This window comes from Kribbella sp. NPDC050470 (genome assembly GCF_044458365.1).
Lineage (GTDB): Bacteria > Actinomycetota > Actinomycetes > Propionibacteriales > Kribbellaceae > Kribbella.
On the sequence record NZ_JBITHV010000009.1, the window covers coordinates 296582 to 322284 of the forward strand.

The following is a 25703-nucleotide window of genomic DNA, read 5'->3' on the forward strand; positions in this document are numbered from 1 at the left end:
TCATCGGCTCTAGCCACTCACAGTGCCCCCTCACCTCACGGTGCGGGGGCACTGTTGCGTTAGATTGCCGTGTGCGTTGGCGGATAGACCTGAGGTACGACGGAACGGCCTTCCACGGCTGGGCCCGCCAGGAGGGTCTCCGGACCGTGCAGGGCGTGCTGGAGGAGACGCTCCGGATCGTCCTGCGGCTGCCCGAGCCGCCGATCGTCACCTGCGCCGGCCGGACGGACACCGGCGTACACGCTCGTGGCCAGGTCGCCCATGTGGACGTCGAAGGCGCTGTAGAGCCCGTGAGGCTCCTCAGAAGCCTGAACGGCGTACTGCCCAAGGATGTGGCTGTTACGGCCGTGACAGCGGCTCCAGAGGGCTTTGACGCCCGATTCTCCGCGCTCGCCCGTCGCTACGTGTACCGGCTGTGTGACGACCCCGCAGGCTGGGATCCGCTACAGCGCGGTCACGTACTGCGAGTGGGCCGCCCACTGGACGTGGACCGGATGAACGCCGCGAGCGCCGGACTGCTGGGGGAGCACGACTTCGCAGCCTTCTGCAAGAAGCGGGAGGGCGCGAGCACAGTCCGTGCGCTGCTGGACTACTCGTGGCAGCGGACAGCTCCCGGCCAACTGGAGGGCACTGTGATCGCAGACGCGTTCTGCCACTCCATGGTGCGGGCTCTGGTCGGTGCGCTGATCCCCGTAGGTGACGGACGGCGTGACGTCGGCTGGCCGGCCGCCGTACTGGCTGGGAAGGTGCGGGACTCGGCTGTCTCCGTTCTGCCTGCGCACGGGCTCACACTGGAGGAAGTGCGCTACCCAGCAGACGACGAGCTGGCCGCGCGGGCGTTGCAAGCCCGTCAGGTCAGGGGAGAGGTGCACCAGCGTGGCTGACCACTACTTCTCGGCAGAGCCGGGCTCGGCGGACGTACGCCGTACCGTCGAAGCACGGATCTGGGGACGCGAGTACACCTTCACCACAGCGACCGGAGTGTTCTCGCGGGACCGCTTGGACATCGGTACGGCGGTTCTGTTGCGCGAGGTGGACCCGCCGACCGGCACGGGCACGTACCTCGACCTGGGGACCGGCTACGGGCCGATCGCCTGTGCGCTGGCCGTCGAAGCGCCGAAGGCGGAGGTCTGGGCGGTCGATGTGAACACGCGAGCGCTGGAGCTGACGGCGGAGAACGCGCAGCGGGCCGGGGTGGGCGACCGCGTGCATGCTGTGCTGCCGGACGCCGTACCTGCGGAGGTGTGGTTCAACCAGATCTGGTCCAACCCGGCGATCCACATCGGCAAACCCGAGCTGCACAAGATGCTGCTGCTCTGGCTGGGCCGCCTTGCCCCCGGCGGCGTGGGATGGTTCGTCGTCGGCAAGAACCTTGGCGGTGACTCCCTCCAGCGCTGGCTGACCGACCAGGGCTACCCCTGCGAGCGAACCGGCAGCGCGAAAGGCTTCCGCGTCCTGCGTGCAACGAACCCGGGTTCATCGCCGTCCTGAGGGTATGGAGGCAGCCTTGGCGGCAGCAGAGGCACGGACGGGCTCGATCGACTTCGAGCTCTGGGTGACCGAGAAGGCGGACGCGTTGCTGCGCTTCGCCTACGTCCTGACCGGCGACAAGAGCCTGGCCGAGGACGCGGTGCAGGACGCCCTGACGACCGCCTGTGCCCGCTGGAGCCGGGTCAGCCGTGCCGACGACCCCGAGGCCTACGTCAAGCGGATGGTGGTCAACGCGCACATCTCCTGGTGGCGCCGCTTCCGCCGCCGCGAGGCGCCGTCCGCCGATCCGGTCCGCACCGGGCCGCCGGCACCGGACCGGGTCGCGGACAGAGCGGAGTCCGACGCCGTCTGGGCGCTGTGCGCGACGCTGCCGGACAAGCAGCGGGCAGCCGTCGTACTGCGCTTCTACGAGGAGCTCTCGTACGCCGAGATCGGTGCGCTGCTGCACTGCGCGGAGGCGACCGCCCGGTCACACGTACACCGGGCACTGGCAGCACTGAAGACCACGCTGAGCAAGGAAGGAGCCGAGGATGCCTGAGCACGAGCACGAGTCTGAGCAGGAGCTCGGCCCCAAGATCGCCGACGCGTTCCAGCACCAGGCCGACCAGGCCGGCGGGCTGCGGGGCAGCGGACTGGCGGCAGAGGCTCGTCGGCGGGTCCGCAAGCGGCGGCAGGGGATGGCGATGGCCGCAGCGGCCGTCGTGGTCGCTGTGTCGATCGGAGGCGTCTGGAACGCCATCGGTGAGCCGTCGCCGATCGCGTCGAGCGCCCAGGACAGCAACAGCAGTGGCAGTGCGGAGCGTGGGACCGTCGGCACCGAGTCGGGTACGCCGAATTTCGTGCCACCGCAGGGGGACGCCGGCTGTCCGGCCGACCACCCGATCCAGCAGCCGAACGGCGCCATCGCCGTACCGCGGGGGACCGGTCTCGACGTGGAAACCCCGGTCTACGGGATGCAGGCGTGCCGCTACCGGCTCACCCCGGGCGGGACGATGCTGCTCGGCCAGCGGGCCTTCAACGCCACGATCGCGCAGCAGGTGGTCGACGCGATCAAGGTGCTGCCCGAGCGGAACCCGGACCTGCCGGTGTTCAAGTGCACGCCGCAGGCCGCGCAGCCGTCGGAGGCCATCGTGCTGCGGTTCGACACGTCCGTCGGCGTACGGGAGATCTGGGTGCAGTACGACGGCTGCGACTCGGCCGGCTTCTTCACCGGATCCCGCACGTTCGGCCTCTACTCCGCACCGCTCAAGCTGTTCATGACGGGCACGGTCCGCCCGACCAGTGGGACCTATCTGGAGGCACTTAAGGACTGGTGAGTCAGTCGACGGCCGGCCCGCGCTCCTGCCTGGGCCGGAACTGCACCAACCGGCCGGCCGCTGCTGCCCCCGGCGCCGCAGCCGCACCCGTTGCCGCGGCCCCACCCGTTGCCGCACCCCCGCCCGGTCCAGCACCCGCGCCCGCGCCGCCGGCTGGTCCAGCGCCACGTCCTAGTCCGGCGCCGGCCTCGGCTGACTTGCCGGCCGGCTCCACCGTCGCAGCAGGCAGCGTTTGCGGCATTCCGGTCGTCCCCTGTCCGGTCTCCGACCCCAGGAACCGCTTCAACTCCGCGATCGTCGCCTGGACCTGCTGCATGGCCTGGTAGGCCTTGAGGCTCGCGAGAAACCCCTGCTCATGCGGCGACAGCGACGGCAGAGGCGGCTCAGAACCCGGGTGGGCTGCGTAGTGGGCCTCGGCGTCCGCCAGGTGCTCGGACAGGTCGGCGATCGCACGTTGCGCGTGCTCCGCGCCGAAGCGAGATGTCTCTTCGGGGGTGGGCCTACCAGGCCTCTCGGGCCCTTCGTACTGCAGCAGCGCGCCGAGCTCAGACCGCAGCGACCGGGTGAGCCGGTGGCGCATCAGGGCCCGGTGAGACTCCGGCATCACGACGCCGAGCCGCTTGTCGATCACCAGGTCGGCCAGCGCGTTGAACCGCTGCGGTCGCGGCGTCTTGTCGATCGTCGTCCAGAACTCGTCGGCCGGAACGTCGGTGAGCACGGACAGCGCCCCGACGCTCTCCCACAGGCAGCGGCTGACCCCTGGGTATCCCCAGTCGACCTGCGCGTCGAGGATGCCGGGCACCTCCCGGTCGAGCCCGGTCTCCCGGATGATCTCGTCGGTGTGGCGCGCCGACATGACCACCGCGCGTGCCTCCTCGAGCGCGGTGTCCTCGGGTGAGGCCAGCTCGACCGCGTCCGGGGACCTGTCGTTGCCGAGGACGCTCGTCTGGTGCTCCGCCTCGTGGACCAGCACGATCATCGCGTACCGCGCGAGCACGGGATCCGCGCCGGCGCGCACCAGCGGCTCCAGCACCGTCGGCCGATCCACGGCGATCGGCCCACCGATCTGCGCGAAGCCCGGGTGTTCGCCGCCGACCTGCTCGTACAACCGGCGATTCCACTGCGACGGCATCCCGGTACGGCGTGCGACGGCCTCGACGACCCTCGCCACCAGCGCGTACTCCGGCGTCCCCGGCGGAATCACCGCACCGAGCCGCCCACTGTAAGGTTCCCCGGCGCTCACCCGCCGATCCTGCCGCCCCACCAGGTCACTCGACGGAGCCTGCCGAGCTTCTGGTCTTGGCCGTCGATAGAATCCGGAGGACTTGATGCTCGTGAGCGGTGAGGGCCGGAGATGTCGGAAACGGGGAACGGGAGCGCGCAGCCGGACCCGCGCTGGTCGTTCGACGACGAGCGCGCGTTCGAGTCGGCGCGTCATCGGATCGGCGCCGTGATCTCGGCGTACAGCGCTCGCATCGGGGCCGCCGAGAATGCCGGTGACGACGCCGAGGCGGACCGCCTGGCGACCGCGTCCGAGGCGTACGAGGAGCTCCGGCGCACGCTGTCGCCCGACGACAAGGCGGAGATCGCGAAGGTCAACGCAGAGTTCCCGGACCTGCTGGCCCGGGTCCGCGCCGGCCTGCTGTGAGCCGGCTCTCGCCGGAGAAGCTGGGGGAGTTCTACCTGCGGAGGATCCGGGGTGGGATCCTCAAGCACGGCCGGTCGATGCCGTGGCGGCAGCCGACCGTGCTGTTCATCGCGGGGCAGCCCGGCGCGGGGAAGACCACCATGCAGGCGGCGGCGATCGAACGCCTCGGCATGAAGAACGCGTACGTCCTCGATCATGACGAGTTGCTCGAGAAGCACCCGAACTACGCGAGTGGAGCTCTCGAGAACGACTACACCGCCTCCGGAATCTACGGCCAGGACGCTGCGATCTGGCGTGGCTGGGCGCTCCAGGACGTCCAGGCACGGCGGATGGACGTCGTTGTGCCGTACCCGGTCTCGGGCCAGTACGACCTCGACCTGATGCGGCAGTTCCAGGAGCAGGGGTATCGAGTCGAGGTCGCGTTCGCTGCGGTCCACGAGGCGCAGAGCCAGCTCGGGATCATGGAGCGCTTCACCGACGGACGGCAGGAAGCCGGGTACGGCCGGTGGATCGGCGCCGAGCAGCACGACCAGATCTACCGGGACATGCTGGGCACTGCCGACGCGATCGAGGCACAGGGCCTCGCAGATGCCGTGCACGTCTACCGGCGGGGTGAGGCCGAGCCGGTCTTCACGAACGAGCGGCAGAACGGCGTCTGGCGCCACCAGCTGGGATCGAGCCGCTGGGCGATCGAGACAGAGCGGAACCGGCCCTGGACCGACCGGGAGGCGAACCACTTCGTCCGCGGGTGGAACCGGCTCGCAGCGCTGGCGGCGCGGCCGGTCAAGGACCATTTCAAGGCGATGCCGCTGATGGCGTCGGGCGAGGGCCGGCGCTTGCTCGGCCGGCTGCAGGAGATGGCCGCGCCGAAGATGGCCGAGCACCAACGGCTCGCAGAACAGCGCTCCGCCGCCGCACGCCAGGCGAACCAACACCCCCAGCAGCAGACGAGCCAGCCTGCACCCCAGCAAGCGCCGCAGCAGGCCCCGCAGCAGCGGGCGGGGCGGCAGGGGCATGACTGGCAGCAGTTCGGTGTTCGGTTGCAGGCCGAGCAGAGCCCGGCGAGTGCCATCCCGCCGCCCAACCCCGCTGCGCAGTCGCAATCGCCGGGCGATGCAGCCGCGCCCACGCATCGCTCCCACCGCGGCCAGGCTGCCCGGACGACGCGGTACGACCAAGGCGCCGGCGACAAGGGTCGTTGACGATATCCGTTCGCCTGCCGTGGGCTCTGCCCTCAAACTGGGGGGATGGGTCACGTGGATGTCGGTGGGGTCGGTTTCGAGTTGCCGGACGGGCGGGTGTTGCTGGACGACATCACGTTCCGGGTCGGGGACGGGGCCAAGGTGGCGCTGGTCGGGGCGAACGGGTCCGGCAAGACCACGCTGACCCGGATCATCGCGGGTGACCTGAAGCCGCACAGCGGGAGCATCGCGCGGTCCGGTGGGCTCGGGGTGATGCGGCAGTTCGTCGGCTCGGTGCGGGACGCCTCGACCGTGCGCGACCTGCTGCTGTCGGTCGCCCCGGAGGCGATCCAGACCGCCGCCGCCAAGCTGGACAAGGCCGAGCTGGCGATGATGGAAGCCGACGACGAGAAGACCCAGCTCAAGTACGCGCAGGCCGTGGCGGACTGGGGCGAGGTCGGCGGGTACGACGCAGAGGTCCTCTGGGACGTCTGTACGACGGCCGCCCTCGGCATTCCGTTCGACCGCTGCCGCTGGCGTGAGGTGAAGACGCTGTCCGGCGGTGAGCAGAAGCGCCTGGTCCTGGAGGCCCTCCTGCGCGGACCGGACGAGGTCCTGATGCTGGACGAGCCGGACAACTACCTCGACGTACCGGGCAAGCGGTGGCTGGAGGAGCAGTTGCGGGCCACCGACAAGACCGTGCTCTACATCAGCCACGACCGCGAGCTGCTGGCGAACACGGCGACCCGGATCGTCACCGTGGAGCTCGGTGCGGCCGGCAACACGGTGTGGACGCACGGCGGTGGCTTCAAGACGTACCACGAGGCCAGACAGCACCGGTTCGAGCGGTTCGAGGAGCTGCGCAAACGCTGGGATGAGGAGCACGCGAAGCTGCGCGCCCAGATGCTGATGTACAAGCAGAAGGCGGCGTACAACTCCGACATGGCTTCGCGCTACCGGGCTGCGCAGACCCGGCTGCGCAAGTTCGAGGAGGCCGGGCCGCCGCAGGCGATCCCGCGCGAGCAGAAGGTCAGCATGCGCCTCACCGGCGGCCGCACCGGCAAGCGTGCGGTCGTGTGCACGGCTGTCGAGCTGACCGGTCTGATGAAGCCCTTCGACCTGGAGGTCTGGTACGGCGAACGCGTCGCCGTACTGGGGTCGAACGGGTCCGGCAAGTCGCACTTCCTCCGGCTGCTCGCGAACGGCGGCTCGGACCCGGACGTGGAGCACCGGCCGGTCGGCGACGTACAGATCTCGCCAGTGACCCACACCGGCAACGCCAAGCTGGGCGCGCGGGTGCGACCGGGGTGGTTCGCGCAGACGCACGAGCACCCGGAGTTGGTCGGCCGGACGCTGCTGGAGATTCTGCACCGGGGTGACGAGCACCGGGAGGGCATGGGGCGCGAGCTCGCCTCGCGGAAGCTGGACCGGTACGAGCTGGCGCATGCCGCGGAGCAGACCTTCGACAGCCTCTCAGGCGGTCAGCAGGCCCGCTTCCAGATCCTCCTGCTCGAGCTGTCCGGTGCAACGCTGCTGCTGCTCGACGAGCCGACCGACAACCTTGACGTCGAGTCGGCCGAGGCGCTGGAGGAAGGTCTCGACTCGTTCGACGGCACGGTCCTCGCAGTGACCCACGACCGCTGGTTCGCCCGCGGCTTCGACCGCTACCTGGTCTTCGGCGCCGACGGCTCGGTCTACGAGTCCAACGAACCCGTCTGGGACGAAGGCCGCGTCGAAAGGGCCCGCTGACCCTTACAGTTCTCCCACACCAACGAGGGGGGAACTCGTGATGCCAGCAGACCTGGCCAAGGCCTGGCGCAGCGCGGCCGTGCCCAGCTGGGTCTACCGCTGGCTGATGCCGGTTGCGTGGGTCGCTGCAACCACGCTGTCGCTGGCGACGACCGAGGACGTGCCGTGCACGGAGGATCCCAGTATCTGCGCGCCGGACGTGGCGTTCGCGCTCACCTTGGTGCCGGCCTTCGCCTCGCTGGTCCTGTGGTGGTGGCAGCCCCGCGTCGCCGCGGTGGCGGGGCTGGTGTTCTTCGCGGCCCAGGTCTGGTACGACGGCGGCGCGGTGATGGCCGAGTGGGCGCTGTTCGCGTGCGCCTGCGCCGCATTGCTGGTCTGGTTCGCCGTCAGTCGTCGCAAGCAGCTCGCACTGACTGCTGGCCTGCCCAGGCGGCCGGTGACGGTGCCCGCAGCTCAGCGGCTGGCTCTGTCGGGGCGACTCGTTGTCGCGGTGCTGCTGGTGGCGGTCGGCGCAGCTGGTCTCGGGGTCATGCGGTGGCAGGACCAGCAGGAGCAGGTGCATCTCGAGCGGGCCGTGGACCAGATGGCTGTCGCAGGCGAGAGCTATGACGGCGAGCTGGAGCTCAAGCTGCCGGACGGCAACCGGCGGTTCGTCTTCCCGCTGGACGACTACGAGCCAGGGACCCGAATCCCCGTGCTGATCGATCCGGCGGACGACGAGTGGGTCCGGCTGCGCGTCGAGCCCGCGGACTACACGGACAGGTACGCGGTGGCCGGGGGCGCGTGGTTGCTCGCGCTTCTCCTTGCCTACCGCGACATCCGCCGCCGCCAAGCCAGGCGTCGCCGGCCCTGGACCGCCCCCGGTCTCCCAGTCCGCATCACACCGGACGCCTCGACGGACTACGTGATCACCTCCACTGACGGCACCGCCGTACTGGCGTTCCTGTCGGCCGAACTCGACGACGAGGCAGCGGACGACCGCCTGTTCGTGGCGATCGATCAGCTCGATGACCAGAAGGCGGACGCGCCGGCGTCCGTTCGGCAGCAATGGCTGCACACGGTCCAGCGCTACCAAGGCGAGGCCTTGCTGGTCGGGGAGCTCGCCGAAGGTAGTTGGCCGACTGTGCTGCTCGGTGACATCGCGCTGCGCCCGACGGCACCGTTGCGAGCGCCACGCCGCACTCCGTGGAGGGTCGAGGCCGCCGCGAGCCTGCCTGCCTCGGTGAACGTTGACCCGACGAACGTGCACGCCGAGTTCAGGCTCGTCGACCCCGCGCGGGAGCTGCCGCCGTTGCCGTGGGCGGTGCCTAGTGGGCGGGTGGAGTGGTGGTACTGGCCGGCGTTGGTTGGGGCATGGGTGGGTGGGCCGGTCGCGGTTGCCTGGTTCGTGAGCGTTGATGACTGGCTCCCGGCGATCGGTGCGGTGGTCGGGGCCCTGACGCTGATCGGGTTTCTGGGCGACAACCTGTTCGATCGCGTCAGGGTGTCGGCCGACGAGGTGCGGTTCCGGCGTGGCTGGTCCGAGCGGGTCGTGGACTGGCGAACCGTCGAGTCGGTCGAGGTCCACAGCACCTGGGTCACGCTGAGGTCCGGCCGCGACACCCACCAGCTCACTCGACTCGAACGTCCCGCTGACGTAGCCGCAGTCCTTGAGGCGCTGCGGCTCAGAGCGCGGACCGGACTACCGGCCACACCGGCCCGGCGCCGACTCAACCCGCAGGCATTGGTCGACGCACTCTTCGTCGCGGCGTGCGTGGGCGTCGCCGTTCTGGTGCGGCTTGGCTAAGGGCTGACGCACCAGCCGTCGCGGTAGGCCGCCCAGTTGTCTGCAGTGGCAGTGAAGTCGACGTACATGGCGAGGCCGAAGTTCTGGCGGTTCGACGTGCCCAGACCGAGCCGCGCGCCCCGGACGGCTGCGGCGACCGTCTCCGCGTGCCCCCAGTGCGACGGGTTGCTCTCCCAGTACGCCGGGAGGCCCATGAGGAGGTCCGTCGACGCGGGCGTCGCCTCCAGCGCCAGCTTGGTCTGCTGGGCGACATAGCCGCCGTACAAGGACTCCAAGGGCATCGCGGTGTCGTAGGACATGACCGCGATCTGCTCGACGCGGCGGGCGACCTCGGCGAAGTAGTCCTGCGACCACCACTTGCCCTCGCCCGTGATCGCCAGTGGGAGTGCGTTGACGCGCCACAGCGGCTCCAGCTGAGCAGCAGCGACGGACAGCGGTACGCCGCGCTTCGCCGTCAGCACATGCGTCTCGTCCAGTACGGCGAGGAAGCCGGCCGACCCGGAGTGCACCGGCTCGAAGTCGAAGTGGATGCCCTGAAACCCCTGGTCGAGTACGGCGGCCGACGACGCCACCACGCGCGCCCGCACCGCCGGGTCGTCCAGGTCCATGCCCGGGTTCTTCCCCGGCTGCACGATGTCCCCCAGCCATGCCTGCACGCGTACGGCGGGAGCCGCGGCCTTCATCGCCGTCGTGAACCACCGCGCCCGCGGCGACACCTTGGCCAGCGGCAATGTGCCGTCATGCTCCAGCGGACCGGCGTGCACGTACAGGTCCCGGATCCCGGTGCCCTCGAGCTGACGGGCCAGAGCGATCACGTCGGCGTCGGTCTTCCGCCCGTCCATCCAGGCGTGCCCCAGCCACAGTGCGTCGTTGTTGCGCGTCCGGGCCTCGGCTGCCGGCTCGCCGGCGTACTGGATCCGCAGTGACACCGCGAACGCGCCGAGCGGCACCGGTACGAGCAGCACGAGGATCAGGACGACGACTAGCACGACCCGGCGCCGGCGCGACCAGGTCTTCCAGCGCCGCCTCACGGACGCAGGCCGTCGAACACCAGCGCGAGCATCCGGTCACGGACCTCAGGCTCGAGCCCGACCGCGGTCGCACCGCGGGATGCGCCGATCAGCAGCGCGTAGACCTCGGCCAGCCCGGCGTCACGCCGCACGGCGCCGGTCTCCTGGGCCCGGGTGAGCAGCGTGCCGAAGGCCTCGCGCAACCCCGCGCCCGCCTTCCGGGCATCCGCGCCGCCCAGCGAGCCGGCCGCGGTGAGTGCCTCGGCGATCGCCAGCTTGGACGCGGACTCCGACACCACCTGGGTGAAGAACCCGAAGAACGCCTCGCCCGGATGGTTGCTGGCGGCAAGTTCGAGCGCGGTGTCGCGCAGCCGCGCCAGCCGCAGGGTGAGCACTGCCTCGAGCAGCTCGGTCTTGGTCGGGAAGTGCCGGAACACGGTCGCGATCCCGACCCCGGCCAGTTTCGCCACGTCGTCGGTGGACGCGTTCGGCGACCGGCCGAACACCTCGTCCGCCGCGGTCATGATCCTGGCCCGGTTGTCTCGCGCGTCTGCTCGCACTCTGCTCCCCTCTCGCCCTTCAGCCTAGGAGACGCCGCCGCCCGCCGATGGGTTGTAACCGAAGTTGGTACTCCGTATATTCGGAGTCGCTACTCCGTTTACTCGATGAGAGGCACGCTGCGCATGACTCCCGAAGAGGTCTTCCTGAAACTCGTCCACGGTGTCGCCGACCGCGACTTCGACGCCCTCCCGGCGCTGTACGCCGAGCAGACCGACGTCCGGCACCCGATGAACCCGTACGGCGACCGGCCGCTGCTCAGCCGGGACGCGTTGAGCGAGCACTTCGGGGTGAACGCGCCGCGGGTGGCCGAGTCGATCCGGTTCCGGCCGGACAACATCCGGGTGCACCGGACCGCCGACCCGGAGGTGATCGTCGCCGAGTTCGAGTACGCCGGGACCGTGCTGGCGACCGGTGAGCCGTTCCGGGCGCCCGCGATCTTCGTACTGCGGGTCCGCGACGGGCTGATCGTGGAGTCCCGCGACTACATCGACCACGTGGCGATGGCCCGGGCTCGCGGCCAGGTCGATCAACTTGTCGCGAAACTGCAGGAACCGGCCGGCGCCCCTGCCGCGTCGTAGTCGGCAGAGGCGCCGGGTGGCCCCGGACCGAGGCATCAAGCCCGCCTGGGGCCATCTCCAATCCGGACCGGCATCGCGGTCAGCGCCCTCGCGGCGACGACCAGGCCGGCGGCGGCCAGCACGATGTCCTTCAGCACGTACTGCGCCTCCAGTGTCGGGGTGCCCGGGAACAGGTCGCCGAAGAACAGCACCAGCGGCGACATGATCCCGACCAGCGAGAACCCGAGCACCAGCAGCCCGGTGCGCAGGAACTTCCCGGTGACCAGGGTCAGCCCGATGAAGCACTCCAGCAGCGCAGTCAGCAGCACGGCGTTCCGTCCCTCGATGATGCCGAGGGTCAGCGTGTCGATGGTCCGCATCACCAATGCCTCCGCAGGGCTGGCGCCCGGGAAGAACTTCAGCAGCCCGAACCCGAGGAAGATGAGCCCAAGGCTGACCCGCAGGATGTCGACGCTGCGCTGCCCGAGCCAGTCGGCGATCTTGTTTCCCTTGTAGAGCAAGGCGTTCATGGTGGTCTCTCCCTGTCACAGTCGATGTCCACCACAGCGTCGCCGTCGGGGCGTGCCTACCGCGTCGGGCAGTTGACGGCAGTTCGCGTACGCCAGTCGCGGTACGACTCAGGGAGACCCTGAGGCCGCCGGGAGTACGTCACTCGAGCCTGCGGCCGTCCAGTTTGAGTCGTCGGACGGTCGTCTCGGGAAAGCGCCCCCGGTCCTGCACGTCCGGGTACGCCGTGACCGTCACCGCCTGCTTCTCGATCCGAAGCACCTCGCGGACCAGCACTTCCCGCAACTCCGCTGCGACCTCCTGGTGCCCGGCGCTGTCGATCAGGTTGTTGAGCTCGTACGGGTCAGCGGTCAGGTCGTACAACGCCTTCTCCGCATAGCGATCCGCCGCCGGCTCGTCCCCGATCTCCGGCGCGTGGACGTAGTACTTCCACCGATCCGTGCGTGCGGCGCGGCCGACCTCGGACTCGCTCACCTGGATCAGCACCGGCTCGTTCCCCGTCCGCTGCCGCAGGGGAACGCCGTCCAGATGATCGGGCAACTCGATTCCGGCCGCGTCGAGCACGGTCGGTACTACGTCGACCGTGCTGACGGGTACTCCGACGCGAGTACCTCCGCGGTAGCCGGGACCCTCGACGACCAGCGGGACCCGGACCGATCCGTCATGCGGCGACCGCTTGTACTCGCTGTTGCGGGTCTTGAAATGCGATCCGTGGTCCGAGGTGTAGACCACCAGGGTGTCGTCCAGCAGGTCCAGGCTGACCAGTGCGTCGCGGAGTCTGCCGAGGCACTCGTCGACCCGCTTGATCTGGCCGTAGTACCCAGCTGCGTGCTGGTGCGCCGTACCGGGAAGAGAGGCGAGGTCCGGTGGTAGCCAGGCACCGTTGTATGTGTCCCGGTAGACCTCGGGGGCCGGGTAGTCGTCGTGCTCGTTCTGGTGGTGCGGCTCGATGAGCGAGAGGAAGAGCATAAAGGGGCGGTCGTCGGCCGAGGCTCTGGTGACGTACCGGATTGCTGCGTCCGTGAGGGCGTCGGGGCGGTAGCCGGGCAGGCGGACGGGCTCGCCATCCCGGTCGTACACGACGGTCCGGTACGCGTCTGAGGTGAACTCGAGCAGATTCGAAGCGAGCCAGAAGTCGTAGCCGCCCTGCTCCTCGACCGGCACGGGCTCCTGTGTTCCGAGGTGCCACTTGCCGATGTAGCCGGTTTGGTAGCCGGCCGCGCCGAACAGCCGGCCCAGCGTGGGTGCGTCGGTCGGCAGCGGCACGTTGTTGCGGTAGACGCCGGCGTTGGTCGGGTACATGCCCGTCTGCAGGGCCGCGCGGGCCGGTGCGCAGACGGGGTTGGTCGTGCAGGCTGTGTCGAACGACGTGCCGTGCCGGGCCATCAGGTCGAGGTTCGGGGTGATGCCCAGCGGGCTCCCGACGGTGTCCCAGCGCTGCTGGTCGGTGAAGTAGACGATCACATTAGGGCGCATCAGAGTCCTCACTTGAGGCCGGAGAGCGCGATGCCCTCGACCAGGAATTTCTGGGTGATCACGAAGAAGATCGCGGTCGGGACGAACAGCAGCAGCGCGCCGGCCGCGGTCAGGTTCCACTGGGTGAAGTACTCCTGGTTGAACAGCGTCAGCCCGATCGGCAGCGTGCGCATCTCGGTCCGGCTGGTGGCGATCAACGGCCAGAGGAACTCGTTCCACTGGAAGACGAAGGTGAACAGGCCGAGCACCGCGAGCGCGGGCTTGCACTGCGGCAGGATCACCCGCAGGTAGATCCGGAACTCGCCGGCGCCGTCCACCCGGGCCGCCTCGATCAGCTCGTCCGGCAGCGGCCGGATGAACTGCCGCATCAAGAAGATGCCGTAGGCATCCATCAGGAACGGCACGATCAGGCCCTGGTAGCTGTCGATCCAGCCGAGGTTCGCGAAGATCGCGTAGATCGGCAGCATCCGGACGAAGAACGGCACCATCAGCGTGGACAGCACCGCGACGAACGCGATCCGCTTGCCCGGGAAGTCCATCTTCGCGAACACGTACCCGACCAGCGGGTCGAAGACCAGGTGCGCGACCGTGATCGCCCCGGCCATCACGAAGCTGTTCACGAAGAACCGCCCGAACGGCGCGGCCTCGAACAACCGGGTGAAGTTCTGCCACTGCAGGTCGGCCGGCCACAGCACCGGGTCCCCGGACTGCACCTCGGCGTCGCTCTGCAGCGCCAGCACGATCATGTAGAGCAGCGGCAGCACCGTGACCAGGCCGAGCACGACCAGTACGACGTACGCCGCCAGCCGGTCGCCGGGGAAGAGTCGTTCACGCATGGGACCGGTCCCCGATCCGCAACTGCAGCAGCGACAACACCAGGACGACGAGCAGCAGCAGGACGGACAGTGCGGACGCGTAGCCGAAGTCGTTGTCGTTGAACGCGACGATGAACAGCCGGTGGGCGTAGAGCGAGGTCGCGTTCCCGGGACCGCCGCCGGTGACTATGTACGGCAGAGCAAACTGCTGCAATGTACTGATCAATCCGATGATCGAAACGAATAACGTTGTCGGGGCGAGCAGCGGCAGCGTGATCGCGAAGAACCGGCGCCACGGCCCGGCCCCGTCGATCCGCGCGGCCTCGTAGTACAAGGTCGGGATCCCTTGCAGGCCGGCCAGGAACAGCACCATCGTGTACCCCGCACCTGACCAGACCGTGATGCCGACGATCGTCGCCAGCGGGTGGGTGCTCAGCCAGGTCTGCCCGGGCAGGCCGGCGGACTCGAGCACCCGGTTGAGGATCCCGACCTGCGGATCGAGGACGTTGCGCCACAGCAGGCCGACGATCGACACCGACGTCAGGTAGGGGATCAGGATCACCGAGCGGAACAGCGTGCGGCCGGGCATCGCCTGGTTCAGGATCACGGCCAGTCCGAGGCCCACCGCCGTGCCGACGATCAGGGTGCCGGCGGCGTACAGCAACGTGATCAGGAACGAGTGCACCACCTCGGGGTCGCTCAGCGCTCGGCTGAAGTTGCCCAGGCCAACGAACGTCACGCCGTCGGCGTCGTACAGGCCGGTGAGCAGCTGGTTGCCGATCGGGAGGAAGAACAGCAGGGTGAAGAACAGCACCGCCGGAGTCAGGAACAGCCACGCGGTCGCCGCCTGCCGCCGACGGGTCACAGGGCGGCCCCGGCCTGCTTGCGGAATTCGGCCAGCGTCTGCTCGACCGGCGCCTGCTGGATGATCATCTGCTGGTAGGCCTTCTTCCACAGCTCGGCGATCTGCGCGGCCTTCCCGCTGGCGGACAGCTGGACGTCCTGCTTCGCCACCACGGCGAGCGCCTTGGCGATCGTCGCCAGGTTCGGATCCGCGGCGACGGCCGGGTCGGCGGCCCAGCTCTTCCGCGGCATCGACATCCCGGACTCCTTGGTGGCGGCCAGTTCGGTCTTCACCGCGGTCAGCTTGGTCAGCAACTCCCACGACAGCTTCGGGTCCCGTGCCTTGGTCGGGATCATCAGGCCGGCGCCGGCCATCGACGAGGCCTGGACCGCACCGGTCAGCGGTACGGCGAGGCCGAGGTCGATGTCCGGGCTGCCCTGCCGGATCGGGCCGATGTCCCACGGCCCGGACACGAACATCGCGGCCCGCTTGGCGGAGAACAGCTTCTGCGGACCGGAGTAGTCCGTCGTCGCCACCGGCGCTGGGGAGACGTTGTGGGTGTAGATCAGGTCCTGCATGAACTGCATCGCGGTCCGGGCGCCGTCGGCAGGCATCATGAACTGCTTGCCGGCGACCTGGCTGAAGTCCACTTCCTGCTGGCTGTAGAACGGACCCGCGTAGCTGGCGTCGGCGTTGAGCGCCGTACCGCTGGTCTTGTCCTTGGTGGTGGACTTGGCGAGGTCGAGGAACTCGTCCCACGTCGTCGGCGCCTTGTCGACCATCGCCTTGTTGTAGAAGACCAGGCCGTTGGCGGTCAGGTGCAGCGGGATCGAGTACGTCTGGCCCTCGTACTGCCGGGCGACGACGGCCTGGTCGATGAAGTCGCCGGGGAAGCCGAACGCCTGGTCCGCCTTGGCGAACTCGTCCAGCGCCAGCACGTTGCCGGCCAGCCCGTACTGCGTCCCGGTCCCGGCGGACACCTCCTCGACCAGGTCCGGCACGTTCCCGGACCGGAAGTCGGCGGTCAGCTTCGTGGTCAGGTCCGGCCATTGGAACTTCTGCCAGTTCATCTGCAGGTCGTGGTCCTTGCCGAACTGGTCGATCACCTCCTTGTAGGCCTGGTAGCCGTGCCCGGCGTTCCAGTAGATGGTGAACGTCCGGGCGTCCTGCGTCTTCGCCCCCGGCGTGGCCGGGGCGCAGGCCGTGCCGACCGCGCCGAGGACGGTGGCGCCGAGCCCGAGCTGGAGGAACGAGCGGCGGTCGATTGAGGGCATGACGAACCTTTCGAAGGTGCTGGTACGGCGGGTGCGTGGAAGGCGTGGTGCTACGCGGATTCGCGGTGGTTCAGGACCCAGGGCATGGACAGCTCCCGGGCCGGCAGCGTGGGATCGTCGATGCGCGCGAACAGCGCCTCGACCATCTCGGTGAAGTCGAGCTGGTACATGCCGACACTGGTCAGCGGCGGCAGCGAGTACGTCGCCTCGCGGGTGTTGCCCGTCCCGATCACGGCCAGGTCGTCCGGCACCTTCACGCCGCGGTCCACGGCTGCCTGCAGGGCGGCGAACCCACCACGGTCGGACTCGGAGACGATCGCGTCCGGTGGCTTCGGTGCATCGAGCAACTCGCGTACGACGACGACCGCGTCCTCCCGTGATGCCGCGCCGACCCGGACCAGGGCCGGGTCGACCTCGAGACCGTGGGCGTGCAGGGCGTCGACGTACCCGAGGTAGCGGTCGTCCTCTGCGCCGGTGTGGGAGAGGAAGGCGATCCGCTCCCGCCCGGCGTCGAGGAGGTAGGTGGTCGCTTCGGCCAGCGCCTTGCGGACGTTGTTGCGGATGACATCGACCCCGGGCATCCGGAGGTTGTCGCTGAACGCCATCAGCGCCCGGGTGGACCGGCGGGCCGCGGTGAGGTCCAGGTCGTCACTCAGGCCCGGGGTGAAGATCGCGCCGTCGATGTGGCCGCGGGTGATGACTCGGAGCGACTGGGCTGCGCGGTCGAGGCGCCGTACCGGGACGCCGATGACGGAGTAGCCGCGCCCGGCCGCGATGTCCTCACACTGCATCGTCAACCGATCCAGCCAGGGCCCGACCGGCGGCGCGTACACCAGTGCGATCAACTCCGACCGCTGCCGCCGAAGGCTCCGGGCCGCGGTGTTCCCCTTGTAACCCAACCGCCGAGCCGCCTCCTCGACCCGCGTCCGAGTCGCCTCCGGCAACGGCGTGGTCCGATCCGCCCGCCCGCTCAACACGTACGAGCAGGTAGCCACCGAGACTCCAGCGGCCTCAGCCACATCCCGAAGCGTCGTCCGCCCTTCCCTGCTCATGGTGAAAGCATTAACCTGACCAGAGAGAGGGTCAATACCCCTAAGTTGGTTAATTCTATAGACATTAACCAAACTGTGGGTAGCGGGACGTCCTGGCTGTCGTAGAGTCGCGTGGAGCGCCGGGAACATATGGACAGGTAGTGCACCGGCGAGACGCCGTACACACCGACCCCGGCCGCGCTCAACCGCACTACCGGCGGCCCGGCACTACCTGTTGAAATGCACGCCCTCCCGTTCGCCGCCACTGCAGGGGATGTAGAGAACCGTCGGGTGGCTTCGTCTCTGGGGTAAATGCGGCGGGTTGGCCGCGCCGAGGGACGTACCGGAAGGGAACGGTTATGCGAAGGCTCGTTGTGCAGCAGTGGGTTACGGTCGACAACGTTGTGGCGGAGGAGGATGGGGGGCTCAGCTTCGTGGCGGGGGAGCCGTTTGATGACTCGGTGACCGATGACCCGTTCCAGAACAACCTGATGGGCTTCATCGACTCGGTCGACACGATGATTCTGGGTGCCAACACGTACAACCAGACCAAGGACTACTGGCCGAACGCCGACGACCAAGGCGAGTACGGCCGGAAGCTCAACAGCCTCGCCAAGGTCGTCGCCTCGTCGACGCTGGACGACGCCCCGTGGGGCGACTTTCCGGCCGCGACGGTGACGCGAGACCCCGCTGCGACCGTCCGCGAGCTCAAGGAGCAGAGCGGCAAGGACATCTGGCTGTGGGGCAGCTTGCAGCTGATGCATTCCTTGCTGGCCGCGGGCCTGGTCGACGAGGTCCGGATGCTGGTCTGCCCGGCGTCCCGCGGCAAGGGAACGCGACTCTTCGAGGACCGGCAAGACCTGAAGGTCGTCGAGGCCACCGCGTTCGACAACGGCGTGGCACTTCTGCGCTACGAGGTCAAGAAGTAGGCGGGAGCCCTGGGTGGCGGCCGTCGGTGTCGGCGAAGTTGTAGTGCTGGGCGAGTTCGGCTGAGCGGACTGCTTGCCCGGTCAGGCGGCTGACGTCGGGGTCGGCGGCGAGGGCTGCCACGCCTCGGCCTACGAATTGAGGGGACTCCGAGTCGGAGAGGTCGAAATGTTCGGCGGCTCGGAGGACCGACTCGGTGCGGACCAGGCCTGGGTGGAGGGACACCGCCGTCACGCCGTGGTCGCGGAGGTCGTGGGCCATGCAGGCGACCATGTGGTCGGTTGCAGCCTTCGCAGCGCCGTACGCGACGCCGCCGTCGGTCTTCTCGGCGGCGTCGGACGAGACGTTGAGGATCAGGCCCGAGTGCTGGGCGACCATCGTCGGTACGGCGGCCACGGTGGTGACGTAGTGCGCGCGTACGCCGGCCTGGAACATCGCGTCCCAGCGTTCGATCGGCGCGGTCCAGAAGCCGGCCTCGAGCCAGAACTCCGTGCCGTCCCAGAAGTACTCGTAGCCGCCCCACACGTTGTTCACCAGTACGTCGAGCCGCCCGGCGTCGGCCACCACCTGCGCCACGGCCCGCCGCGTCTGCTCGTCGTCGCGGTGATCGCAGACGATCGCCACCCCGCGCCCACCCAGCGCCGTCACTTCGTCCGCGGCGTCCCGAAGGTTCCCGTCGAGCCCCGTCCCCGCCGCCTGACCGACCTCGGTCCGTCCAGTCACATAGACCGTCGCCCCCGCCTCCCCCAGTCCGAGCGCGATCCCCTTCCCCACCCCCCGACTAGCCCCCGTAACCAGCGCAACCTTCCCCGCGAGCATCCCCATCCCCCGAAGCTAACCCGCCGCCGGACTTAACGCACCCGAAGGGATATCCGGCGCTGTTGTGCCTTCTCCGTTGGTGTGAAAGGGGAGAAGCCACAACACGGAGGGATATCCGTCCCTGCGGTGCATCGAACACGAACGGCCCCTCCCGGGAAGGGGAGGGGCCGTTGGGGTTTGGGTCAGCGATCGCCCATGGGGACGTACTGGGTGCCGCGTTCGCCGGTGTAGATCTGCTTGGGGCGGGCGATCTTCTGGTCGCCGTCGTTCAGCATCTCCAGCCACTGGGCCAGCCAGCCCGAGGTGCGAGGGATGGCGAACAGGACGGTGAACATCTCCGGCGGGAACTGCAGGGCCTCGTAGATCAGGCCGGAGTAGAAGTCGACGTTCGGGTAGAGCTTGCGGGAGACGAAGTACTCGTCCTCCAGCGCGATCTTCTCCAGCTCGACGGCGATCTTCAGCAGCGGGTTGATCCCGGTCACCTCGAAGACGTCGTCGGCCGCCTTCTTGATGATCTTGGCGCGCGGGTCGTAGTTCTTGTAGACCCGGTGGCCGAAGCCCATCAGCCGCTCTTCGCCGTTCTTGACGCCCTCGATGAACGACGGGACGTTCTCGACCCCGCCGATCCGGCGCAGCATCTTCAGCACCGCCTCGTTGGCGCCGCCGTGCAGCGGGCCGTAGAGCGCGCCGATGCCGCCGGCGACGGCGGTGTACGGGTCGACCTGGGTGGAGCCGATCGCCCGGACCGCGTTGGTGGAGGCGTTCTGCTCGTGGTCGGCGTGCAGGATGAACAGGATCTCCAGCGCGCGCACCAGCCGGTCGTCGGCGGCGTACTTGGGCTCGCTCATCTTGAACAGCATGGACAGGAAGTTCGCCGTGTAGCTGAGCTCGTTGTCCGGGTACACGTACGGCTTGCCCTGCGCGTGCCGGAAGGCAAACGCGCCCAGCGTCGGCATCTTCGCGATCAGCCGCCGGATCTGCAGCGCCCGGGACTCCTCGTCGAAGATGTTGCGGGACTCGGGGTAGAAGGTGGACAGCCCGCCGACCGAGGCCAGCAGCATGCCCATCGGGTGGGCGTCGTACCGGAAGCCCTGCATGAAGGTCTTCAGGTTCTCGTGCACGAACGTGTGATACGTCACGTCGTGCGCCCAGGCCTCGTACTCCGCCTTGTTCGGCAGCTTGCCGTTCACCAGGAGATAGGCCACCTCGAGGTAGTTCGACTGCTCGGCGAGTTGCTCGATCGGGTAGCCGCGATACTCCAGGATGCCCTTGTCGCCGTCGATGAAGGTGACGGAGGAGCGGCAGGAGGCGGTGTTGACGAAGCCGGGGTCGTAGGTGGCCAGGCCCCCGTCGCCGTCGGTTGCGCTGATCTGCTTGAGATCCGCGGCACGGATGGTGCCATCGGTGATGGCAAGGTCGAAGTCCTTGCCGGTCCGGTTGTCCCGGACGGTGAGCGACTGTTCGGTCACAATGCCCTCTTCGGAAGCTGGCGTCATCGCCTGGATGAATGAGGGTAAGTCTTCCGGCGGGACGCGGGTCGGACTGCAATCTTCACCGCTAAACTAGTGCGGTCGGGGATTCCTTCCAAGCCGGGGTCCCCGGTGGGCTTGCGCTCGCTTTGACCCGGAGCCGACACCGCCGGTATTCTGGGCTGCTGTTGTGCGTTCCAGGTCCCAGCCCGTCGGCGGACCGCTCGCCGACGTACCAGTTTTGTCAACCTCTGAGAAACGAAGGTCAACGACCGTGCGCACGTACAGCCCGAAGCCTGCTGACGTCACCCGCGAGTGGCACGTGATCGACGCCACCGACGTCACGCTCGGTCGGCTCGCCGTCCAGATCGCCACCCTGCTGCGCGGCAAGCACAAGCCGACGTTCGCGCCGCACGTGGACGGTGGCGACTTCGTCGTCGTCGTCAACGCCTCCAAGGTCGCCCTGTCCGGCACCAAGCGGACGGACAAGCTGGCCTACCGCCACTCGGGTCACCCGGGTGGTCTGACGGCCACGCCGATCGGCGAGATCCTCGACAAGGACCCTCGCAAGGCCGTCGAGAAGGCTGTCTGGGGCATGCTGCCGAAGAACCGCCTGAGCCGGAAGCTGCTCACCAAGCTGAAGGTGTACGCCGGTCCGGAGCACCCGCACTCCGCCCAGCAGCCGAAGCCGTTCGAGATCACCCAGATCGCCCAGTAAGCGATCGACGAGCCAGGTAAACGAGGATTTTCAGCGTGAGCGACATCACCACCGAGACCGAAGAGTTCGACCCCGAGGTCCCCATCGACAGCGAGGGCCCGGTCGCCTACACCTCCGAGACGAGCCCGACTCCGGAGCAGCGCGCCGAGTCGGGTCGGGTCGCGGTGATCAACCCGGCCGGCGCCACCGGCCGCCGCAAGGAGGCTGTCGCCCGCGTGCGGATCGTGCCGGGCAGCGGCAACTGGAAGATCAACGGCAAGCCGCTCGACGTGTACTTCCCGAACAAGGTGCACCAGCAGCACGTGAACGAGCCGTTCGTCGTCGCGGGCCTGGAGGGCTCGTACGACGTGATCGCCCGGATCAACGGCGGCGGCATCACCGGCCAGGCCGGTGCGCTGCAGCTGGGCGTGGCCCGGTGCCTGAACGAGGCCGACCAGGAGGCGAACCGCCCCGGTCTGAAGAAGGCCGGTCTGCTCACCCGCGACGCGCGGATCAAGGAGCGGAAGAAGGCCGGTCTCAAGAAGGCCCGCAAGGCGCCGCAGTACAGCAAGCGCTGATCATCTGATGGGTCGTTTGTTCGGCACGGACGGAGTCCGTGGCCTGGCGAACGTGGACCTGACCGCGGAGCTGGCGCTCGACCTCTCGGTCGCGGCAGCTCACGTACTCGGCGAGGCCGGTGCCTTCGAAGGGCACCGGCCGCGCGCCGTTGTGGGGCGGGATCCACGGGCCAGTGGTGAGTTCCTGGAAGCCGCCGTGGTGGCCGGTCTGGCCAGCGCCGGCGTCGACGTGGTCCGGCTCGGCGTACTGCCGACCCCGGCCGTGGCATACCTGACCGGCTCGACCGGCGCCGACCTCGGCGTGATGCTGTCCGCAAGCCACAACCCGATGCCGGACAACGGCATCAAGTTCCTGGCTCGCGGCGGGATCAAGCTGGACGACGCGATCGAGGACGCGATCGAGGCCCGGATGGGCGAGGAGTGGCAGCGCCCGACCGGTGCGGACGTCGGCCGCGTCTCCGACGACGGGCAGGGTTTCGAGACCTACGTCTCGCACCTGGTCCGCTCGGCCCCGAACCGGTTCGACGGTCTCAAGGTCGTGATCGACTGCGCCAACGGCGCCGCCTCGCAGACCGCGCCGGAGGCCCTACGCCGGCTCGGCGCCGAGGTGATCACGTACGCCGCCGCCCCCGACGGACTGAACATCAACCTGGACTGCGGTTCCACCCACCTGGAGGGCCTGCAGCGCGAGGTGCTCGGCCACCGCGCCGACCTCGGCATCGCCCTGGACGGTGACGCGGACCGCTGCCTGGCCGTCGACGCGAACGGCGAACTGGTCGACGGCGACCAGATACTCGCCGTTCTGGCGCTGGCGATGCGTGACAGCGGCCGGCTGTCCAACGACACCGTGGTCGCCACCGTGATGAGCAACCTCGGCTTCGTCCAGGCGATGGTCCGGGAGCGGATCGCGGTCGAGCAGACCAAGGTCGGCGACCGGTACGTGCTGGAGGCAATGAAGGCCGGCGGGCACAAGCTCGGCGGTGAACAGTCCGGGCACGTGATCCTGTCCGACCACGCCACCACCGGCGACGGCACGCTGACCGCGGTCATGCTGCTCGCCCGGCTCGCCCAGACCGGCAAGACGCTGAGCGACCTGGCCGGCGTGATGACGCGGCTCCCGCAGGTGCTCGTCAACGTCAAGGACGTCGACAAGTCCCGCGCCGGCACCGACCCGGCGGTCCAGGCCGCAGTGGCCGAGGCCACCACCCGCCTGGGCGACAGCGGCCGAGTCCTCCTGCGTCCCTCGGGCACGGAGCCCTTGGTCCGGGTGATGGTCGAGGCGGAGTCGTCCGACGCCGCCCACGAGATCGCCCACTCGCTCGCAGAAGTCGTGGCGACGTCGTTGAAGCTCTGAACCTGGGACACCATCCGGGGACCTCGGACATCTGACCAGATGTCCGAGGTCCCCGTTTGCTGTCCGAGCGCTCAGGCAGCTGCAGGCAGTCTGAGCCCGGTTCGTTTGGACCAGTGGCGGCCGGAGCGGAGATGGGTCACGAAGGCGCGTTGCAACATGGTGTGCTGCGGGATCCGGGCGAGATCCTCCGGCCCGAGCGCGCCCTCCGGCGGTTGCACATGCAGGCCCAGCCGCATCATCTCTCGGTCGTCCTCGAACGGGTCGGCTGCGGGCAGTTGGGGGAGCAGCCTGAACCGGCGCTGGAACCGCAGGATGTTCGACTCCGGCTCGAGGTACTCGCCGAGCTGTGGGTCGAGTAGCCAGGACGTGCACGAGAAGTGCGAGACGGGCTCTTCGGGATACCAGTCGGCGAAGTACCGTTCGGCGGCCGTGATCGACTCCTCCGACGCGGCGGCGTCGAGCGGGCCGATCGGGGGCACGTGGATCATCAGGCCGTACCCGGACGGTCCGTCGCCGAGCTCGAGCCGCGCCCGGGTGAACGAGTGGCGGCCGATCTGCACATCGGTTCCGGTGAACCGCAGCGGCGGTCCCCACAGCGGGAACAGCCCGACGCCGGCCTGACCGGTCACGTCCCGGTGGGTCCCCAGCACGCCGCCCAGCGCCGAAGCAGACGCCCTGCTGATCGACTCCGGCACCCCACGCCGGGCATGGAGTTCGAGCAGTCGTGGCAGCCCGGCCAGCAACGCCCAGGCGGCCACGAACGATCCGACCGGCGACTCCGACATTGCAGGCCAGGCCCGGAACCCGCTCCCCGGGATCGCCTCGTCGGTCCGCTGCTCGAGGTCGGCCAGCATCGCACCCAGCACCGCCCACCAGCCGGCGTCGCGCGACCGATCAGGCCGAGCTGCGAGCATGTCGTCGCGGTCCTGCTCCGACACCCCGCAGAACTCGAGCAGCTCTACAGCCCGGTCGTCATCGGGCAGCGTCACGTCCGCCGCGGACTGCCTACCTTTCAGCCAACCGATTGCCGTCTCCGAAAGCCCCAGCACGTCCTCGTCCTCCCAGCAGGCCGACACGTTCAAGGGCGATCACACCACGGGCCGCACGGCCCGTGCACGACTCAGCTGACGGAAATGTCCACGGATGGGCGGAGTTTGGCGGCCTCCGCGAGGGCTGCGTGGGTGGGGTTGTCGAGGAAGCTTTTGAGCAAGGTGGCGTCGGCCGGGGCGCTCAGGCCGGGAAGGGCGATCTGCTCGTAGGCGGCCTGGAAGCGCGGGCCCCAGCGGCGGGTGCCGAGGCGGGCGGTGCGGGAGCAGTTGTCGACCATGTAGGCAACGTCGCGGGCGTGCATGTAGGGCAGCAGCGAGTCGACCGCCTCGATGATCGACTCGTTGACGATCTCCGACCACGGGTGGCCGCGATCGGCGAACTCGTCGACCTGGGCGACCATCGTGGCCACGAACAGCCCGGCGGTCAGCGGGTCGATGGCGACGGTCGCCGTACCGCGGCGGGCGTGCACCTCCGCGGCGTGGGACCACATCGGGCTGCCGCCGATCCGGGTCATCGGCCGGGTCGCGAGCCGGCCCTCGGCCAGGATGACGCTGCGCAACTCGGTCCCGTCGGCGACCTCGTCGTAGATCTCGGCGACGAGCTCGCGAGCCGGTCCGTAGGCCGCGGTGTAGGCCCGGTCGAACACGTCCCGGTCCGCCTCGGTCAGCGCGGATCGGACTGCGGGCAGACCGGCCTCGGAGATCGTGCGCGCGATCGGCCCGGTGATCGCCTCGGTGGAACGCTCGTACGCCGTCACCGGATCTGCCCCCTCGATCCGGAAGTGGCGGTACAGCGCCTCAACCAGACCGTGGACGGCGCCGAGCAGGATCGCGCGCTCGCCGACGATGTCGGACTTGTACTCGTTCTCCAGCGTGGTCAGGAAGGTGTACGGCGAACCGAGGCCGACCGACCACGCCAGCGCACGGTCCGTCGCGTGCCCGTCCGGGTCGGCGTGGACGGCGATGCTCGCGTTGATCCCGGCGCAGTTGACGGTCGCCCCCTGCTCGTAGAGCCGCCGTACCGAGTCGCCCATGCCCTTGGGGCACACCGCGATCACCGGGTGCCCGGCGGGGAAGTCGCCGCCGATCGCCTTCAGGTGACCGAGCAGGAAGCCGTGCGACAGGCCTATCGTTGCGCCGGGCTTGAGGACGGCGAAGATCTGCTCGTGGTGCGCGGCCAGCGCCGCGTCGGCGATCAGCAGGATCAGCAGGTCGGAGTCGGCGGCAACGGCCAGCCAGTCGCCGAGGGTGCCGTTCTGCTCGGTGAAGCCGTGTTTGCGGGCATCCTCGGTCGACGACGAGCCCGGCCGCAGCCCGACGGACACGGTCAGGTCGGTCCCGGCCAGCGAGTCGCGCAGGTTGAGCGCCTGGGCGCGGCCCTGCGGACCCCAGCCGAGGACGCCGATCCGCCGGACGCCGTGCAGTGCCTCGGGCAGCAGCGGGAACAGGTCCCGGCCGCCGCGCAGGATGGTCTCCGTTCCGCCCGGAACGGTCATGGTCTCGGTGCGAAAGACCGACGAGGTGAAGGTGCTCATGCCTGTCA

The 25703-nt window shown here is 69.1% G+C and carries 26 protein-coding genes; 13 read left to right on the plus strand and 13 right to left on the minus strand.

The genetic code is table 11. The features are described from left to right. Positions 1-71 precede the first annotated feature (71 nt). Genes truA through ACIBGM_RS28295 form a run of 4 tightly spaced genes read left to right on the plus strand, consistent with a single transcriptional unit; the run spans position 72 to position 2807 of the window. Positions 72-884, plus strand: coding sequence for a tRNA pseudouridine(38-40) synthase TruA (truA, locus tag ACIBGM_RS28280; RefSeq protein ID WP_396387224.1), 813 nt, complete (start codon positions 72-74; stop codon positions 882-884). Continuing rightward, positions 877-1491, plus strand: coding sequence for a class I SAM-dependent methyltransferase (locus ACIBGM_RS28285; protein ID WP_396387225.1), 615 nt, complete (start codon positions 877-879; stop codon positions 1489-1491). Before truA ends, ACIBGM_RS28285 begins: the two co-directional genes overlap by 8 nt. 16 nt (positions 1492-1507) lie before the next feature. Further along, positions 1508-2029, plus strand: coding sequence for a SigE family RNA polymerase sigma factor (locus tag ACIBGM_RS28290; protein WP_360535698.1), 522 nt, complete (start codon positions 1508-1510; stop codon positions 2027-2029). Continuing rightward, the gene (locus ACIBGM_RS28295; RefSeq protein ID WP_360535700.1) at positions 2022-2807 is read left to right on the plus strand and encodes a hypothetical protein; all 786 of its coding nucleotides are present in this window, start codon (positions 2022-2024) and stop codon (positions 2805-2807) included. Before ACIBGM_RS28290 ends, ACIBGM_RS28295 begins: the two co-directional genes overlap by 8 nt. 1 nt (position 2808) lies before the next feature. Here the strand turns inward: ACIBGM_RS28295 and ACIBGM_RS28300 are convergent, their stop codons facing one another. After that, complete coding sequence (locus ACIBGM_RS28300; RefSeq protein ID WP_360535702.1) at positions 2809-4050, minus strand: hypothetical protein; 1242 nt, start codon at positions 4048-4050, stop codon at positions 2809-2811. A gap of 111 nt (positions 4051-4161) precedes the next feature. Here ACIBGM_RS28300 and ACIBGM_RS28305 point away from each other — a divergent pair, with 111 nt between their 5' ends. The 4 genes from ACIBGM_RS28305 to ACIBGM_RS28320 are packed head-to-tail and all read left to right on the plus strand — an operon-like array spanning position 4162 to position 9171. After that, positions 4162-4455 (plus strand): hypothetical protein, encoded by a 294-nt coding sequence (locus ACIBGM_RS28305; RefSeq protein WP_360535704.1) that lies wholly within the window; start codon positions 4162-4164, stop codon positions 4453-4455. Beyond that, positions 4452-5657: a zeta toxin family protein gene (locus ACIBGM_RS28310; RefSeq protein ID WP_396387226.1), complete on the plus strand. Its 1206-nt coding sequence runs from the start codon at positions 4452-4454 to the stop codon at positions 5655-5657. The genes ACIBGM_RS28305 and ACIBGM_RS28310 overlap by 4 nt, the downstream gene beginning before the upstream one ends. A 45-nt stretch (positions 5658-5702) precedes the next feature. Next, positions 5703-7385 carry an ABC-F family ATP-binding cassette domain-containing protein gene (locus tag ACIBGM_RS28315; RefSeq protein WP_396387227.1) on the plus strand — a complete coding sequence of 561 codons (1683 nt, stop codon included), beginning with the start codon at positions 5703-5705 and terminating at the stop codon, positions 7383-7385. A 40-nt stretch (positions 7386-7425) separates the two neighbouring features. After that, positions 7426-9171 (plus strand): hypothetical protein, encoded by a 1746-nt coding sequence (locus ACIBGM_RS28320; RefSeq protein ID WP_396387228.1) that lies wholly within the window; start codon positions 7426-7428, stop codon positions 9169-9171. Here ACIBGM_RS28320 and ACIBGM_RS28325 read toward each other — a convergent pair. Together ACIBGM_RS28325 and ACIBGM_RS28330 are read right to left on the minus strand one after the other, a co-directional pair. Continuing rightward, positions 9168-10202, minus strand: a complete 1035-nt coding sequence (locus tag ACIBGM_RS28325) for a hypothetical protein (protein ID WP_360535710.1) — start codon at positions 10200-10202, stop codon at positions 9168-9170. The two genes, ACIBGM_RS28320 and ACIBGM_RS28325, sit on opposite strands and share 4 nt — an antisense overlap. After that, positions 10199-10741 carry a TetR/AcrR family transcriptional regulator gene (locus tag ACIBGM_RS28330; RefSeq protein ID WP_360535712.1) on the minus strand — a complete coding sequence of 181 codons (543 nt, stop codon included), beginning with the start codon at positions 10739-10741 and terminating at the stop codon, positions 10199-10201. The genes ACIBGM_RS28325 and ACIBGM_RS28330 overlap by 4 nt, the downstream gene beginning before the upstream one ends. A 123-nt stretch (positions 10742-10864) precedes the next feature. Here ACIBGM_RS28330 and ACIBGM_RS28335 point away from each other — a divergent pair, with 123 nt between their 5' ends. Continuing rightward, entirely contained in the window at positions 10865-11320 is a 456-nt protein-coding gene (locus ACIBGM_RS28335; protein ID WP_396387229.1) for a nuclear transport factor 2 family protein, read from the plus strand. A 35-nt stretch (positions 11321-11355) separates the two neighbouring features. On the opposite strand, the gene ACIBGM_RS28340 is transcribed toward ACIBGM_RS28335, so the two are convergent. From ACIBGM_RS28340 to ACIBGM_RS28365, 6 genes are all read right to left on the minus strand, one after another. Continuing rightward, the gene (locus ACIBGM_RS28340) at positions 11356-11829 is read right to left on the minus strand and encodes a DoxX family protein (RefSeq protein WP_360535716.1); all 474 of its coding nucleotides are present in this window, start codon (positions 11827-11829) and stop codon (positions 11356-11358) included. 139 nt (positions 11830-11968) lie between these two features. Then, positions 11969-13303 (minus strand): sulfatase-like hydrolase/transferase, encoded by a 1335-nt coding sequence (locus ACIBGM_RS28345; RefSeq protein ID WP_360535718.1) that lies wholly within the window; start codon positions 13301-13303, stop codon positions 11969-11971. Positions 13304-13311: 8 nt separating this feature from the next. Continuing rightward, on the minus strand, positions 13312-14139 hold the full coding sequence (locus tag ACIBGM_RS28350) for a carbohydrate ABC transporter permease (protein ID WP_360535720.1): 828 nt from the start codon (positions 14137-14139) through the stop codon (positions 13312-13314). After that, positions 14132-14983 carry a carbohydrate ABC transporter permease gene (locus tag ACIBGM_RS28355; RefSeq protein WP_396387230.1) on the minus strand — a complete coding sequence of 284 codons (852 nt, stop codon included), beginning with the start codon at positions 14981-14983 and terminating at the stop codon, positions 14132-14134. Before ACIBGM_RS28355 ends, ACIBGM_RS28350 begins: the two co-directional genes overlap by 8 nt. After that, complete coding sequence (locus ACIBGM_RS28360) at positions 14980-16236, minus strand: extracellular solute-binding protein (RefSeq protein ID WP_360535724.1); 1257 nt, start codon at positions 16234-16236, stop codon at positions 14980-14982. The genes ACIBGM_RS28355 and ACIBGM_RS28360 overlap by 4 nt, the downstream gene beginning before the upstream one ends. Before the next feature lie 50 nt (positions 16237-16286). Continuing rightward, the gene (locus ACIBGM_RS28365) at positions 16287-17288 is read right to left on the minus strand and encodes a LacI family DNA-binding transcriptional regulator (RefSeq protein ID WP_396387231.1); all 1002 of its coding nucleotides are present in this window, start codon (positions 17286-17288) and stop codon (positions 16287-16289) included. Positions 17289-17626: 338 nt separating this feature from the next. Here ACIBGM_RS28365 and ACIBGM_RS28370 point away from each other — a divergent pair, with 338 nt between their 5' ends. Further along, the gene (locus ACIBGM_RS28370; protein ID WP_360535728.1) at positions 17627-18196 is read left to right on the plus strand and encodes a dihydrofolate reductase family protein; all 570 of its coding nucleotides are present in this window, start codon (positions 17627-17629) and stop codon (positions 18194-18196) included. Here ACIBGM_RS28370 and ACIBGM_RS28375 read toward each other — a convergent pair. Together ACIBGM_RS28375 and ACIBGM_RS28380 are read right to left on the minus strand one after the other, a co-directional pair. Continuing rightward, positions 18186-19019 carry an SDR family NAD(P)-dependent oxidoreductase gene (locus ACIBGM_RS28375; protein ID WP_360535730.1) on the minus strand — a complete coding sequence of 278 codons (834 nt, stop codon included), beginning with the start codon at positions 19017-19019 and terminating at the stop codon, positions 18186-18188. The two genes, ACIBGM_RS28370 and ACIBGM_RS28375, sit on opposite strands and share 11 nt — an antisense overlap. Before the next feature lie 176 nt (positions 19020-19195). Then, positions 19196-20482: a citrate synthase gene (locus ACIBGM_RS28380; RefSeq protein ID WP_360535732.1), complete on the minus strand. Its 1287-nt coding sequence runs from the start codon at positions 20480-20482 to the stop codon at positions 19196-19198. A 274-nt stretch (positions 20483-20756) separates the two neighbouring features. On the opposite strand from ACIBGM_RS28380, the gene rplM reads away from it, so the two are divergent. Genes rplM through glmM form a run of 3 tightly spaced genes read left to right on the plus strand, consistent with a single transcriptional unit; the run spans position 20757 to position 23111 of the window. Further along, positions 20757-21200, plus strand: a complete 444-nt coding sequence (rplM, locus tag ACIBGM_RS28385; protein ID WP_360535734.1) for a 50S ribosomal protein L13 — start codon at positions 20757-20759, stop codon at positions 21198-21200. 35 nt (positions 21201-21235) lie between these two features. Beyond that, complete coding sequence (rpsI, locus tag ACIBGM_RS28390; protein WP_396387232.1) at positions 21236-21757, plus strand: 30S ribosomal protein S9; 522 nt, start codon at positions 21236-21238, stop codon at positions 21755-21757. A 7-nt stretch (positions 21758-21764) separates the two neighbouring features. Beyond that, positions 21765-23111: a phosphoglucosamine mutase gene (glmM, locus tag ACIBGM_RS28395; RefSeq protein WP_396387233.1), complete on the plus strand. Its 1347-nt coding sequence runs from the start codon at positions 21765-21767 to the stop codon at positions 23109-23111. A gap of 71 nt (positions 23112-23182) precedes the next feature. Here glmM and ACIBGM_RS28400 read toward each other — a convergent pair whose 3' ends face one another. Together ACIBGM_RS28400 and ACIBGM_RS28405 are read right to left on the minus strand one after the other, a co-directional pair. After that, on the minus strand, positions 23183-24160 hold the full coding sequence (locus ACIBGM_RS28400) for an acyltransferase domain-containing protein (RefSeq protein ID WP_396387234.1): 978 nt from the start codon (positions 24158-24160) through the stop codon (positions 23183-23185). A 71-nt stretch (positions 24161-24231) separates the two neighbouring features. Beyond that, a complete protein-coding gene (locus ACIBGM_RS28405) occupies positions 24232-25695 on the minus strand; it encodes a ketol-acid reductoisomerase (protein ID WP_396387235.1) in 1464 nt (487 codons plus the stop codon). Positions 25696-25703 lie beyond the last annotated feature (8 nt).